Raw genomic sequence first — 12,649 nt, 5'->3', positions numbered from 1 at the left:
CCGACCGCACGCGCGCACCCGACCGCACGCACCGACCGAACGACGAGGGACCGACGATGCACTCTCCTCTCCGCCTGCTCGACCCGCACCTGCCCGACCTGACCCGCCGCCGCGCGCTCGCCCTCGGCGGCGCGGGTCTCACGGCCGCGCTCGGCCTGACCGGCTGCTCCGCCGTGCTGCCCGAGGCCGACGTCTCCGCGCCCTCGTTCGCCGCCGCCCCGAGCGGCACGATCCGGTTCTGGTGCCGCAGCGTCGCCTTCACGCCGGCCCAGCTGATCGTCGAGAAGTACCACGCGGCGCAGAGCGCGGTCCGGGTCGAGCTGACCGTGCTGCCCGAGGGGCAGATGGTCACCAAGCTCGCCACGGCGATCCGCGCGGACGCCGTGCCCGACGTCGTCGCTCCCGACTCGGTCACCACCCCTGTCTTCAGCTCCCGCGAGGCGCTGACCGACCTCACCCCGCTGATCCAGGCGCTGCCCTACGCCGACCGGCTCAACCGGCCGCTGCTCGACGTCGCCTCCTACGACGGCAAGGTCTACGGACTGCCCGCGCTCTCCAACGTGTCGCAGCTGTTCTGGAACAAGCGCCTCTACGAGCAGGCCGGCCTCGACCCGGAGCAGGGACCGACCGACTTCGACCAGTACCTGACCCACGCGCGGGCACTCCAGCAGCTCGACGGGGTCTCCGGGGTGACCTTCACCGGCAACTCCGCCGGCATCCTCGGCTACGTGATCCAGCCGCACTTCTGGGCCGACGAGAGCCCCTTCTACGACGGCGTCGTCGGCCGCCAGCGCGCGACCGTCTCCGGCAACGAGCCGCTGCGGCGCACCCTCGAGCTCTACCGCACCTTCGAGCAGGAGGGCCTCGCCCAGCCCGGCGCCTCGGCCGACAGCGGCACGGCCTGGGGCAAGGACTTCCTCGACGGCACCGTCGGTCTCTTCCCCGGCTCCTACGACCTGATCGTCGGCGGAGCCACCCCCGAGTTCCTCGGCGACCTCGGCGTCAGCGCGTTCCCCGGCCCCGACGGCGGCGTCTCGCAGTTCTCCGGCGGCGCGGTGCTCTCCATCCCGCGCGGCGCGAGGAACCCCGAGGCGGCCTGGGACTTCATGCGCTTCGTCACCGAGCTGGAGCAGCAGTCCGAGCTCGCCGCGCTCGGCTGGTACCCGGTGCGCGACGACGTGCTCGAGACCGGCTTCGTCGACGAGTTCCCGCTGATGGTCCCCGGGATGGAGCGGATGAACGAGGGCTTCGCGGCCCCGACCACTCTGTACACCCAGCTCACCAACACCGTGCAGTCCCCGTGGCTCGCGATGTTCCGCGGCGCGGTCTTCGGCGACGACGACCTCGATGCGGTCCTCGACCGCGGCCAGGAGGAGACGGCCCGCGTCCTGGAGGTGAACCAGGCATGAGCGTCGCCCTCGGAAAGAAGGACGCCCGCACCGGGCTCCTGATGATCCTGCCCGCCCTCGTGCTCGTCGTCGTCTTCGTCGTCGTACCGCTGATCTTCGCGGTGGTGATCTCGGTGACGGACTGGCCGCTGGTCGGCACCGTCGGCTTCGTCGGCTTCGACAACTACGCGACGGCCTTCTCGGACACCACGTTCTGGGCGTCCGTGCTCTACACGCTCGGCTTCGCCGTCGTCTCGACGCTGTTCGGCATCGTCGTCGGCTACCTGCTCGCCGTGCTGGTGCGCTCCAACCGCCGCGGGGCGGGGATCATCCGCACCGCCGTCTTCGTGCCCTACGTGATCGGACTCACCTCGCTGAGCTTCGTCGCGCTGCTCGAATTCCGTCCCGACAGCGGCGCGCTCGACCAGGTGCTGATGGCCGTCGGCCTCACCGACGCGCCCACCGCCTGGCTGCTCGACGCGACGAGCGCGACGACGCTGATCGTCCTCCTCGGCGCCTACGTCGGCTCCGGCTTCACGATGATCGTCCTGATGTCCGGCATGCAGGGCATCGACGACGCCCTCTACGAGTCCGCGGCGATCGACGGCGCGGGCCGGTGGAAGCAGGAGTTCCTGGTGACGGTGCCGCTGGTGAAGCGCTACCTCGGGCTGCTCAGCGTGCTCGGCTTCGTCGGCGCGATCCTCGCCTTCACCCAGTTCTACGTGATCACGGGCGGCGGGCCGGGCACCGGCACCCTCACCGTGATGCTCTACGTCTACAACAAGGCCTTCGGCGATCTGCAGGTCGGCTACGCCACCGCGCTGTCGTTCGTGGTGGTGGTCATCGCCGCCGTGCTGACCCTGCTCCAGTTCCGAGTGATGAAGGACGACTGATGCCCACCCGCACTCCGACACCCACCCGCCCGCCGACGCCCGCCGCTGCCCCGATGCCCGCTCGGCGCCGCAGCACCCCCGCCGCCCGGCTCCGCACCGTCCTCTACGTCGTGCTCGGCACGCTCGTCTCGGTCGCGTTCGTCGCGCCGGTCGCCTGGTCGATCCTGCGCTCGTTCCAGCCCGGCGCGCAGATCGTCGCGCCCGCCGCCGAGCAGTCCTTCTCGAACCTGACCCTCGACAACTACACCGGCCTGCTCGGCTCGATCGGCGCGGGGACCTACATCGTCAACTCGCTGATCATCGCGCTCGGCACCGCGGTGCTCAGCGTGGTCGTGACCACCCTCGCGGCCTACGCGCTGGTGCTCTTCCCGTTCCGCGGCTCGAACGTCGCCTTCGGCCTGATCCTGCTGACGATGATGGTCCCGTTCCAGGCGGTGCTCACCCCGCTCTTCCTCGAGATGAACGCGCTCGGCCTCACCGACACGCACCTCGGGATCATCCTCTTCTACCTCACCTTCAACCTGCCGTTCGGGGTGTTCCTGATGCGCAACTCCTTCGCGCAGATCCCGCGCGAGGTGACCGAGGCCGCGCGGATCGACGGGGCCGGGCCGTTCCGCATCCTCTTCTCGGTGCTGCGGCCGATGATCGTCCCGGGGGTCGCCACGGTCTTCCTCTTCGCCTTCCTCGGCGCCTGGAGCGACTTCCTCGGCGCGCTGACCTTCCTCACCCGGCAGGACCTCTTCACGCTGCCGGTCGCCATCCAGAACATCTCCTCCGGCGCCTTCGGCCAGACCGACTTCGGCTACGTCATCGCCGGCGCGGTGCTGCTGATGATCCCGTGCCTGCTGCTCTACGCCGCCATCCAGAAGTACTACGTCCGCGGTCTCGTCGCGGGCGCCGTCAAGGGCTGAGAGGTCTCCCGTTGCCCCGCACCGCCCCCGCTGTCCGCCCGGTTCGCCGCTTCCCGCTGCGCTCCGTCCGCCTGCTGCCGAGCGCCTTCGCCGACGCCCAGGCCACGGGCCTGCGCTACCTCCTCGCGCTCGACCCCGACCGCCTGCTCGCGCCGTTCCTGCGCGAGGCCGGCCTGCCCGCGGGGGAGGGCTACGGCAACTGGGAGTCGGACGGGCTGGACGGGCACGTGGGCGGGCACGCACTCTCGGCGAGCGCTCTGATGCTCGCGGCCACCGGCGACACGGCCGCGCGCGAGCGGATGGAGACCCTGCTCGACGGATTCGAGCGCGCCCAGGACGCGGTCGGCACCGGCTACCTCGGCGGCGTCCCCGGCGGGCGCGCACTGGGGGAGGAGCTCGCCGGCGGCGAGGTCGACGCCGACCTCTTCACCCTCAACGGCCGCTGGGTGCCGCTGTACAACCTGCACAAGACGCTCTCGGGGCTGCTCGACGCCGCGTCCGCCGGCGGCTCGGAGCGGGCGCTCGCGATGGCCGTGCGGTTCGCGGACTGGTGGCTCGGCGTCTCCGCCGGGCTCGACGACGACGCCTTCGAGGCGATGCTGCACGCCGAGTTCGGCGGGATGAACGAGGCGTTCGCCGATCTCGCGGAGCAGGTGGCCGCCGCGGACCCCGGCGACCCCGAGCGCGCCGCCGCCTACCGCGCCGAGGGCGCGCGCTTCTCGCACCGCGCGCTGCTCGACCCGCTGATCGAGCGGCGCGACGCGCTCGACGGGCTGCACGCGAACACCCAGATCCCGAAGGCGGTCGGCTACGCGCGCCTCGGCGGCGAGCAGCTGCCGGCCGCACGCTTCTTCTGGGAGCGGGTCACCGGCGAGCGCACCGTCGCGATCGGCGGCAACAGCGTGCGCGAGCACTTCCACCGCGCGAGCGACTTCACGCCGATGATCCTCGACCGCGAGGGCCCCGAGACCTGCAACACGGCCAACATGATCGAGCTGAGCGGCGTCCTCTTCGAGTCGAGCGGCGAGGAGCGCTACCTGGACTACGTCGAGCGCGCGCAGTACAACCACCTGCTCTCCTCGCAGCACCCCGACGGCGGCTTCGTCTACTTCACCCCGCTGCGGCCGGCGCACTACCGGGTCTACTCCGCGCCGCACGAGGGGATGTGGTGCTGCGTCGGCACGGGGCTCGAGAACCACGCCCGCTACGGCGAGCTGGTCTACGCCCTCGTCGGCGACGAGTCGCGCGACGGTGACCGCGCACGGACCGGCGGCGACCTGCTGATCGCCCTCTACCTGCCCTCGACCCTCGACGCCCCGGAGCACGGGCTGCGCGCGCTGATCGACACCGCCTTCCCGCAGGCGGACGACGCGACCATCACCGTGGACCTGGAGCGCGCCGCCGCCGTGCGGCTCCGCCGGCCGTCGTGGGTGGAGTCGATGACCGTGACGGTCGACGGCGCAGCGCTGGACACCGCGGCCGCCGAGGGCTTCGTCCGCACCGCCGTCCTGGAGCCCGGCCGCCACGAGATCCGGGTCGTCTTCGCGCTCGGCTTCCGTGCCGAGCCGCTGCCCGACGGCTCCGCCTGGTCCGCGTTCTCCTACGGCCCCGTCGTGCTCGCGGCCAGGACCGACGACGCCGACCTCGACGGACTGATCGCCGACGGCCGGCGGATGGCGCACGTCGCCGCGGGCCCGCTCCGCGACCTCGCCGCGACCCCGGTCGTGACCGGGGGAGTCGGCGCCGTCGCCCTCCTCGACCGCGCGACCCTGACCGCCGAGCTCCGCACCGACGCCGGTCCGGTCCGCCTCGAGCCGTTCTCCGCACTGCACGACAGTCGCTACACGCTCTACTGGCCCATCGGCTCCGACGCCGCGGCGCGCCGGGCCGAGCTCGCCGCGCTCGACCGCGAGGCCGCCTCCGCAGCCGCGGTGATCGACTCCGTGACCGCGGGCGAGCAGCAGCCCGAGTCGGACCACGCCTTCGTCGGGCACCGCAGCCGCGCGGGCGGCGCCGACGGCGTGCACTGGCGCAGCGCCGAGGGCCCGGACGGCTGGTTCGGCTACACCCTCGTCGATCCGTCGCAGCGCGCCGCGGTGTTGCGAGTCCTGCTGCGCGACCGCGACGGCGGCGGCGAGCACGAGCTCCGGATCGACGGCCGCCCGCTGGGTGAGCTGCTCGCCGTCCGGACGCTCGACGACGCCGTCGAGGTGGAGTACGCGATCACCCCGTCCACGGGCGAGGACGGCCTGGTCGAGTTCTCGCTGCACGCCGTCGGCTCCGGGCCGACCGGCGATCTGCTCGCGGTGTCGCTGGTGGAGGGAGTGGCGGGAGCGGGGGAGTAGCGGGGAGTAGCCGGTCGCCCGCCCTGCGAGACTGTCCGGATGCACCCCGCCGACGCCTGCCCGTGCGGAAGCCGCCGCCACTACGCCGACTGCTGCCGCCCCGCCCACCTCGGCGAGACGCCCTCGCCGACCGCGGAGCGCCTGATGCGCAGCCGCTACAGCGCGAACGTCCTCGGCAGCGCCGGCTACCTGCTGTCCAGCTGGCACCCGTCCACCCGCCCGAAGCGCGTCGACCTCGACGACGACGTCCGCTGGCGGCGCCTGCAGATCGTCGACACCTCCTTCGGAGGCGAGGACGACGCGGAGGGGCTCGTCGAGTTCCGCGCCTCCTACCGCTCGTCGGAGGGGCCGGGCCTCGTGCACGAGCGCAGCCGCTTCCTCCGCGAGGACGGCCGCTGGTACTACGTCGACGGCGATCTGCTCGGCGACGGATCCTGACCGCCCCGGCCATCCAGCACGCGAGCGGCCTACCCTGGGGAGATGGCCAAGGACTTCCGCCGCGCGGACCACGCGTCCCGCTACGAGCTGCACCAGGACGGCGCGCTCGTCGGCGTCCTCGACTTCCACGAGAACGACGAGAGCGTGTCGCTCGTGCGCTCCTTCACCTCGCCGCCGCACCGCGGCCAGGGGCTGGCCGGCGAGCTGGTCGCCTTCGCCGTCGACGACATCGAGGCGTCGAGCGGCCGCAGCATCGTGCCGATGTGCTGGTACGTCGGCCAGTGGTTCGACCAGCACCCGGAGCGGGCGCACCTGCTCACTCGCGGCGCGCAGGCGTAGGCCGAGGCTCTAGGTCCTGACGATCGGTTCGACCCCGGCGAGGTCGGGCCCGAGCCCGATGTCCACGAGCCGGATCCGCCCGACGTAGGAGCGCGCCGGCTCGAGCAGCAGCCCCGCCTTGATCGCCCCGAAGGTCACGGTCACGTCGGCGGGCAGGACGGTCTCGTCCGGTACCGCGCCGTCGTCGGGCCCGATCCCGCTGGGCAGATCGACGGCGACCACGACGGGCGCGTCCTCGCGTCGTCCGAGCGCCTCGATCACCGTCGCCACCACCTCGCGCGGCCGCCCGCGCAGCGCGGGGTCCGCCGTGCCGATGCCGAGGATGCCGTCCACGATCACGTCCGCGCGGGCGACCGCCGCCGCGAGCGCGGCCGGGTCGTCGTCAGCGACGCGGCCGCAGCCGTCGTCCAGCGCGACGGCGAGTCCGCGCTGGTGCGCCCGGTCGGCGGTCAGCACGAGCGACACGTCACTGCCGGAGGAGGAGATCTCGGCCGCCGCGTACAGGGCGTCCCCGCCGTTGTTGCCCGGCCCGACCAGCACGAGCACGCTGCCCGCGCCGCGCCGGTCCCGGCGCGTCGTGAGCGCGGCCCGCAGCTCCCGCGCGAGCCCGTCCGCTGCCCGCTGCATCAGCGGCTCTCGACGCGCCAGATGCGGCGCCTCGGCGGCCCGCACCTGCGCGGAGGAGTATCCCTCGGCCATCCCTCCACTCTGCGCCCCGCCCGCCCCCACGGCAACCGCCCCCACCTGATTCGGAGCACCCCAGGCGCGCAGGGTGTCCGCCTCACGCTGGTCGACCAGCCCGAGCCATGCTGGTCGAGTAGCCCGAGTCATGCTGGGCGAGCCGCCCGACCCATGCTGGTCGAGTAGCCCCGCAGGGGCGTATCGAGACCCACCGTCACCCGAAGGACGGGTCTGCAGACAGATCGACTGACGCTGGTGGATCCACTGGGAAGAGGCGCCCGCGGACATGCTGGTCGAGTAGCCCCGCAGGGGCGTATCGAGACCCACCGTCACCCGAAGGACGGGTCTGCAGACAGGCCGACTGACGCTGGTGGATCTCGATACGCCCGCTCCGCGGGCTACTCGATCAGCATGCAGAGAGCCCTGCTTGCAGAGCCGACGGACGGCGTCCCGCCGCATGCTGGTCGAGTAGCCCGCAGTGCGTATCGAGACCCGCGCCGCCGGGAGCCGCTTGCCGTGCATGCTGGTCGAGTAGCCCGCAGGGCGTATCGAGACCCGCCCGCCACCACCCGCCCCCGCGCTCACCCCGCCTGCACCGCCCGGTCCGCCTCCTCGACGATCGCGCGCATCGCCGCCTCCGCCGCCTCGCCGTCGCCCTCGGCCACCGCGGCGGCGACCGCGCGGTGCAGCCCCACCGCCTCCGAATCCGCCTCGCGCGGCATCAGCGCGTGCCGCGTGCGCCCGGCGAGCACCTCCGCGACGAGGTCGCCGAGCTGCGCGAGCATCGGATTCCCCGACGCCGCCAGCAGCGTGCGGTGGAAGACGACGTCGGCGGCGAGGTAGGCCGCCTGATCGGCCGCCCGAGCGTGCTCGGACATCCCGCCCGCCGCCTCGGCGAGCGCGATCCGCTGCCCGGCCGTCGCGTGCTCCGCCGCGAGCCGCGCCGCCAGCGGCTCGACACCGAGGCGCAGCTGACTCAGCCGGTGCAGCTGCACCTGCCGATCCGGCCCGTCGAGGCTCCAGCCGATCACCCGCGGATCCAGCGCGTTCCAGCACTCCGGCGGCTGCACCCGCGTCCCCGCTCGCCGCCGCGAGACCACCAGCCCGAGCGACTCCAGCACCCGCACCGCCTCGCGCATCACCGAGCGGGAGACCCCGCGGCGCTCCGCCCGCTCGTCCGCGCTGAAGGCGCTGCCGGGGGCCAGCGCGCCCTGCACGATCTGCGCCCCGAGCTCGTCGAGCACCACCTCGTGCAGCGAGCGGGGTCCGTCCATGCCCTCAGTATTCCGGCGCACGCCTCGCCCGGCCAGCTATTCGTCGGACATAATCGAGGTCATGACCGCATCGGCCAGTCCCTCCACCACTCCCGTCCGCGCCCTCGTCGTGATGGGCGTCTCCGGCAGCGGCAAGTCCACGATCGCCACCCTGCTCGCCGACCGCCTCGGCTGGACGTTCGTCGAGGGCGACGAGCTCCACCCCGCTGCGAACGTCGCGAAGATGGCCGAGGGCGTCCCGCTCGACGACGAGGACCGCGCCCCCTGGCTGGCGACGATCGCGGCCCGCGTGGACGCCCTCGTGAGCGGCGGCGACTCCGTCGTCGTCACCTGCTCCGCCCTGCGGCGGCGCTACCGCGACGTGCTCCGCCGCGACGACCTCGTCTTCGTGCACCTCGCCGGCACCCGGGAGCTCATCGCCGACCGTCTCGGCGCGCGCACCGGCCACTTCATGCCGCCCGCCCTGCTGAACTCGCAGTTCGAGGCCCTGGAGCCGCTCGGCGAGGACGAGCGGCACGTCACCGTCGACCTCGCGGCCGCTCCCGAGGACGAGATCGCGCAGATCGTCGAGACCCTGGGCCTGCAGGCCGCCTAGCCCAGCAGCCCTTCGAGGCTCGCCGCCGGCAGCCCGAACGCCTCGGCGACCGCCGCGTTCACGACCTGCCCGTCGTGCGTGCTGAGCCCCTTCGCGAGCGCCGGATCCGCCGCGAGCGCCGCCTTCCAGCCGCGGTCCGCCAGGGCGACGACGTAGGGGAGCGTCGCGTTCGTCAGCGCCCGCGTCGACGTCTCCGGCACCGCGCCGGGCATGTTGGCGACGCAGTAGTAGACGCTGTCGTGCACCGCGAAGACCGGGTCGTCGTGCGTCGTCGGCCGCGATCCCTCGAAGCAGCCGCCCTGGTCGATCGCGATGTCGACCAGCACCGAGCCCGGCTTCATCGTCGCCACCATCTCGTCCGTCACGAGCTTCGGCGCCCGCGCACCCGGGATCAGCACCGACCCGATCACCAGATCGGCCTCCGCCATCTGCGCCGCGATCTCGTAGGTCGAGGACGCGCGCGTCTGGATCCGCCCGTCGAAGCGCGCCTCGAGCTCGCGCAGCCGCGGGATCGACAGGTCCACGACGGTCACGTCGGCGCCCATGCCGAGCGCGTTCGCCGCGGCGTGCTCACCCGCCACGCCGCCGCCGATCACGACGACCTTGGCCTTCGGCGTCCCGGGCACTCCGCCGAGGAGGGTGCCGCGCCCGCCGGCCGCCCGCATCAGGTGGTAGCCGCCGACGGTGATCGAGAGCCGCCCGGCGACCTCGCTCATCGGCGAGAGGAGGGGCAGGTGGCGATCGGGGAGCTGCACCGTCTCGTAGGCGATGGCGGTGGTGCCGGCGGCGAGCAGCGCATCGGTGCACGCGCGGGAGGCGGCGAGGTGCAGGTAGGTGAAGAGGATCTGCCCGGAGCGCATCCGCGGGTACTCCGCCTCGATCGGCTCCTTGACCTTGACCACGAGGTCGGCCTCGCCCCAGACCTCGTCCGGCCCCGCGACGATGCGGGCGCCGGCGGCGGCGAAGTCCTCGTCCGAGACCCGCGAGCCCAACCCGGCGCCCGCCTCGACCAGCACCTCGTGCCCGCGCCGCACCAGCTCGTGCACTCCGGCGGGCGTCGCCGCCACGCGGTTCTCGTTGTTCTTGATCTCGGTGGGGATGCCGATGCGCATGACTGCTCCTTCGCGGTGGACTGCCCCTATCGTGCGAAGATCATGTTTCGAACGGGAGAACATCCGCAGGATCGCCGAGAATCGGAGTGTTCACCGCAGGATCCGCGATCAGAAGGAGCCGTGCCGCCATGAGACCGCAGGATCTGCACGACCTCGGCGACCTCGATCCGATCGACCGGACCCTCGTCCGCCTGCTCCGCGCCGACGCCCGCACGCCGAACAGCCGCCTCGCCGAGCAGGCGGGCATCGCGCCCTCCACCTGCGTCTCGCGGGTGCGCTCCCTCGTCGAGCGCGGCATCATCACCGGCTTCACCGCCGAGCTCGATCCCGCGGCCCTCGGGCTGACCCTGCAGGCACTGATCAGCGTCAATATCCGCGCCGGTCAGCGGCAGGCGATCACCCGGTTCGCCGAGGAGATCCGCGCGCTGCCCGAGGTCGTGCAGCTGTTCTTCCTCGGCGGCTCGGAGGACTTCCTCCTCCACGTCGCCGTGCGCGACTCGAACGACATCCGCGACTTCGTGGTGTCGAACCTCTCGGCGCACCCGGCGGTCGCCTCGACCCGGACGAGCCTCGTCTTCGACCACCACCGGAAGGGACCGGCGCTGCCGGAGTGACGCGGTGCGCTCAGCGCGCTCCGGGACTCAGTTCGTGCCGGGACTCAGTGCGCTCCGGGGCTCAGGTCGCCGCCGCCGCGCTGCGTCAGCCCGGGGATCCGCCGCGCGAGCCCGGCGATGTGCTCCTCCGCGATCTCGATGCGGGTGTCGCGCAGGCGCTGGCGCAGCAGGGCCTCGACGTCCTCCTCGGGCCGGAGCTCGGCATCGCCGGCGACCTGCAGCAGGATGCCGCGGAGCTTCTCGTCCAGGGGTGCGTCGTCGCTGCCGTGCTGAATCGGGTGGTCCTGCGATGCGTTCGTCATGTCCCCATGCTGCCACCGTCCGCGCGGCCCGCACGGCAGGATGGCCGCATGCCGTTCTCCCGCGCCGAGCTCGCCTCGTACCGCGACCGCACCGTCGAGGACCTGCTCGACGGCGACGTCCGCCTCCTCTTCGTCGGCATCAACCCCGGCCTCTGGACGGCCGCGACCGGCGCGCACTTCGCGCACCCGGGCAACCGCTTCTACCCGGCCCTCGCCGCCGCCGGGATCCTCGACCGCGTGCTCCGCGTCTCGGAGGGGATGACCGCCGAGGACCGCCGCGCCCTCGCCGACCGCGGCGTCGGCATCACCAACCTCGCGCCCCGCGCCACCGCCCGCGCCGACGAGCTCACGCCGGAGGAGCTCCGCGCCGGCGCCGAGCGCCTGGTCCGCACCGTCGAGCGCGTCCGCCCCGCCGCCGTCGCGATGGTCGGCATCACCGCCTACCGCGCCGCCTTCGGCCGGACCAAGGCGCGCCAGGGCAGGCAGGACGAGCCGATCGCCGGCGCCCCGCTCTGGGTGCTGCCCAACCCCAGCGGACTCAACGCGCACGACACCGTCGCGTCGCTGGGGCTGGCCTACCGCGAGCCGGCCGTCGCCGCCGGAATAGTCCCCGACCCTCGGAGGTTGCAAAGTCCATGAGTACGCATGAAATCAAGTTCGGTGTCGACACCTTCGGCGACGTCACGACCGCCCCCGACGGCTCGCTCCAGTCGCACGGCCAGGTCCTCCGCGACGTGGTGGAGGAGGGCGTCCTCGCCGACGAGGTCGGCCTCGACTTCTTCGGCGTCGGCGAGCACCACCGCGCCGACTTCGCCGTCAGCGCCCCGGACGTCGTGCTCGCCGCGATCGCCGCGAAGACCGAGCGCATCCACCTCGGCTCCGCGGTCACCGTCCTCTCCTCCGACGACCCCGTGCGCGTCTACCAGCGCTTCGCCACCCTCGACGGCCTCTCGAACGGCCGCGCCGAGGTCATCCTCGGCCGCGGCTCCTTCACCGAGTCCTTCCCGCTCTTCGGCCTCGACCTCTCCCAGTACGAGGTCCTCTTCGAGGAGAAGCTGGAGCTGTTCCACGAGCTCGTGCAGGGCGGCCCGGTCACCTGGCAGGGCACGGTCCGCCCGGCCCTGACCGAGCAGAGCGTCTACCCGACGATGGAGGGCGACCGCCGCCTGCGCACCTGGATCGGCGTCGGCGGCAGCCCCGAGTCGGTCGTCCGCGCCGCGCGCTTCGGCTTCCCGCTGGTCCTCGCGATCATCGGCGGCGCCCCCGCCCGCTTCCGCCCCTACGTCGACCTCTTCGGCCGTGCCCTCGACCAGCTCGAGCAGCCGCGCCTGCCCGTCGCCGTGCACTCGCCCGGCTTCATCGCCGACACCGACGAGGAGGCGCACGAGCTGTACTTCGGCCACTACAAGGGCATGCTCGACTCGATCGGCCGCGAGCGCGGCTGGGCCCCGCTCACCCGCGAGCGCTTCGCCGAGGAGGCGGGCCCCGAGGGCGCCCTGCACCTCGGCTCTCCCGAGACGGTCGCCCGGAAGATCGCGAACACCGTCGGCGCCCTGGGGATCGACCGCTTCGACCTCAAGTACAGCGCCGGCACCCTGCCGCACGCCGCGATCATGCGGAACATCGAGCTCTACGGCACCCAGGTGATCCCGCGCGTCCGCGAGCTGCTCGCGGACCGCTGACCCGAGTCCGGTTGCCGACCCGCATCCGGGCGCCGTGGAGCGTGCGCACTGCGCGCTCCCACCGGGCGCCCGGGC

The 12,649-nt window shown here is 73.1% G+C and carries 14 protein-coding genes; 10 read left to right on the top strand and 4 right to left on the bottom strand.

The window, feature by feature from the left end; translation table 11 throughout:
• Window positions 1–56: 56 nt before the first annotated feature.
• Genes EDF17_RS12745 through EDF17_RS12720 form a run of 6 tightly spaced genes read left to right on the top strand, consistent with a single transcriptional unit; the run spans window position 57 to window position 6,314 of the window.
• Entirely contained in the window at window positions 57–1,409 is a 1,353-nt protein-coding gene (locus EDF17_RS12745) for a sugar ABC transporter substrate-binding protein (RefSeq protein WP_123446098.1), read from the top strand.
• A complete protein-coding gene (locus EDF17_RS12740; RefSeq protein WP_123446099.1) occupies window positions 1,406–2,281 on the top strand; it encodes a sugar ABC transporter permease in 876 nt (291 codons plus the stop codon). The genes EDF17_RS12745 and EDF17_RS12740 overlap by 4 nt, the downstream gene beginning before the upstream one ends.
• Entirely contained in the window at window positions 2,281–3,192 is a 912-nt protein-coding gene (locus tag EDF17_RS12735; RefSeq protein ID WP_243732880.1) for a carbohydrate ABC transporter permease, read from the top strand. Before EDF17_RS12740 ends, EDF17_RS12735 begins: the two co-directional genes overlap by 1 nt.
• An 11-nt stretch (window positions 3,193–3,203) precedes the next feature.
• Window positions 3,204–5,537: a beta-L-arabinofuranosidase domain-containing protein gene (locus EDF17_RS12730; RefSeq protein ID WP_166649671.1), complete on the top strand. Its 2,334-nt coding sequence runs from the start codon at window positions 3,204–3,206 to the stop codon at window positions 5,535–5,537.
• A gap of 39 nt (window positions 5,538–5,576) precedes the next feature.
• Window positions 5,577–5,975, top strand: a complete 399-nt coding sequence (locus tag EDF17_RS12725; protein WP_123446101.1) for a YchJ family protein — start codon at window positions 5,577–5,579, stop codon at window positions 5,973–5,975.
• A 42-nt stretch (window positions 5,976–6,017) separates the two neighbouring features.
• Window positions 6,018–6,314: a GNAT family N-acetyltransferase gene (locus tag EDF17_RS12720; RefSeq protein ID WP_123446102.1), complete on the top strand. Its 297-nt coding sequence runs from the start codon at window positions 6,018–6,020 to the stop codon at window positions 6,312–6,314.
• A 9-nt stretch (window positions 6,315–6,323) separates the two neighbouring features.
• Here EDF17_RS12720 and EDF17_RS12715 read toward each other — a convergent pair whose 3' ends face one another.
• Both EDF17_RS12715 and EDF17_RS12710 read right to left on the bottom strand, forming a co-directional pair.
• Window positions 6,324–7,013, bottom strand: coding sequence for an NAD(P)H-hydrate epimerase (locus EDF17_RS12715; RefSeq protein WP_123446103.1), 690 nt, complete (start codon window positions 7,011–7,013; stop codon window positions 6,324–6,326).
• Between the two features lie 563 nt (window positions 7,014–7,576).
• Window positions 7,577–8,269, bottom strand: coding sequence for a FadR/GntR family transcriptional regulator (locus tag EDF17_RS12710; RefSeq protein ID WP_123446104.1), 693 nt, complete (start codon window positions 8,267–8,269; stop codon window positions 7,577–7,579).
• A 61-nt stretch (window positions 8,270–8,330) separates the two neighbouring features.
• On the opposite strand from EDF17_RS12710, the gene EDF17_RS12705 reads away from it, so the two are divergent.
• Window positions 8,331–8,864, top strand: coding sequence for a gluconokinase (locus EDF17_RS12705; RefSeq protein ID WP_123446105.1), 534 nt, complete (start codon window positions 8,331–8,333; stop codon window positions 8,862–8,864).
• On the opposite strand, the gene ald is transcribed toward EDF17_RS12705, so the two are convergent.
• Complete coding sequence (gene ald / locus EDF17_RS12700; protein ID WP_123446106.1) at window positions 8,861–9,976, bottom strand: alanine dehydrogenase; 1,116 nt, start codon at window positions 9,974–9,976, stop codon at window positions 8,861–8,863. The two genes, EDF17_RS12705 and ald, sit on opposite strands and share 4 nt — an antisense overlap.
• A 128-nt stretch (window positions 9,977–10,104) precedes the next feature.
• On the opposite strand from ald, the gene EDF17_RS12695 reads away from it, so the two are divergent.
• Entirely contained in the window at window positions 10,105–10,590 is a 486-nt protein-coding gene (locus tag EDF17_RS12695) for an Lrp/AsnC family transcriptional regulator (protein WP_123446107.1), read from the top strand.
• Window positions 10,591–10,634: 44 nt separating this feature from the next.
• Here the strand turns inward: EDF17_RS12695 and EDF17_RS12690 are convergent, their stop codons facing one another.
• On the bottom strand, window positions 10,635–10,892 hold the full coding sequence (locus EDF17_RS12690) for a hypothetical protein (protein WP_123446108.1): 258 nt from the start codon (window positions 10,890–10,892) through the stop codon (window positions 10,635–10,637).
• Window positions 10,893–10,940: 48 nt separating this feature from the next.
• On the opposite strand from EDF17_RS12690, the gene EDF17_RS12685 reads away from it, so the two are divergent.
• Together EDF17_RS12685 and EDF17_RS12680 are read left to right on the top strand one after the other, a co-directional pair.
• Window positions 10,941–11,531: a mismatch-specific DNA-glycosylase gene (locus tag EDF17_RS12685; protein WP_123446109.1), complete on the top strand. Its 591-nt coding sequence runs from the start codon at window positions 10,941–10,943 to the stop codon at window positions 11,529–11,531.
• On the top strand, window positions 11,528–12,574 hold the full coding sequence (locus EDF17_RS12680; RefSeq protein WP_123446110.1) for an LLM class flavin-dependent oxidoreductase: 1,047 nt from the start codon (window positions 11,528–11,530) through the stop codon (window positions 12,572–12,574). Before EDF17_RS12685 ends, EDF17_RS12680 begins: the two co-directional genes overlap by 4 nt.
• Window positions 12,575–12,649: the final 75 nt, after the last annotated feature.

The organism is Rathayibacter sp. PhB1, from assembly GCF_004362935.1.
GTDB classification, from domain to species: Bacteria; Actinomycetota; Actinomycetes; order Actinomycetales; family Microbacteriaceae; genus Rathayibacter; species Rathayibacter festucae.
Note: the sequence above shows the minus strand (reverse complement) of the source record. Positions and strands in the feature narration are given on the sequence as shown.

Excerpts from the sequence above, each read along its gene's own strand:
- EDF17_RS12745 (WP_123446098.1), top strand. The coding sequence starts at position 57 with ATGCACTCTCCTCTCCGCCTGCTCGACCCGCACCTGCCCGACCTGACC.
- EDF17_RS12740 (WP_123446099.1), top strand. The coding sequence starts at position 1,406 with ATGAGCGTCGCCCTCGGAAAGAAGGACGCCCGCACCGGGCTCCTGATG.
- EDF17_RS12735 (WP_243732880.1), top strand. The coding sequence starts at position 2,281 with ATGCCCACCCGCACTCCGACACCCACCCGCCCGCCGACGCCCGCCGCT.
- EDF17_RS12725 (WP_123446101.1), top strand. The coding sequence starts at position 5,577 with ATGCACCCCGCCGACGCCTGCCCGTGCGGAAGCCGCCGCCACTACGCC.
- EDF17_RS12720 (WP_123446102.1), top strand. The coding sequence starts at position 6,018 with ATGGCCAAGGACTTCCGCCGCGCGGACCACGCGTCCCGCTACGAGCTG.
- EDF17_RS12715 (WP_123446103.1), bottom strand. The coding sequence starts at position 7,013 with ATGGCCGAGGGATACTCCTCCGCGCAGGTGCGGGCCGCCGAGGCGCCG.
- EDF17_RS12710 (WP_123446104.1), bottom strand. The coding sequence starts at position 8,269 with ATGGACGGACCCCGCTCGCTGCACGAGGTGGTGCTCGACGAGCTCGGG.
- EDF17_RS12705 (WP_123446105.1), top strand. The coding sequence starts at position 8,331 with ATGACCGCATCGGCCAGTCCCTCCACCACTCCCGTCCGCGCCCTCGTC.
- ald (WP_123446106.1), bottom strand. The coding sequence starts at position 9,976 with ATGCGCATCGGCATCCCCACCGAGATCAAGAACAACGAGAACCGCGTG.
- EDF17_RS12695 (WP_123446107.1), top strand. The coding sequence starts at position 10,105 with ATGAGACCGCAGGATCTGCACGACCTCGGCGACCTCGATCCGATCGAC.
- EDF17_RS12690 (WP_123446108.1), bottom strand. The coding sequence starts at position 10,892 with ATGACGAACGCATCGCAGGACCACCCGATTCAGCACGGCAGCGACGAC.
- EDF17_RS12685 (WP_123446109.1), top strand. The coding sequence starts at position 10,941 with ATGCCGTTCTCCCGCGCCGAGCTCGCCTCGTACCGCGACCGCACCGTC.
- EDF17_RS12680 (WP_123446110.1), top strand. The coding sequence starts at position 11,528 with ATGAGTACGCATGAAATCAAGTTCGGTGTCGACACCTTCGGCGACGTC.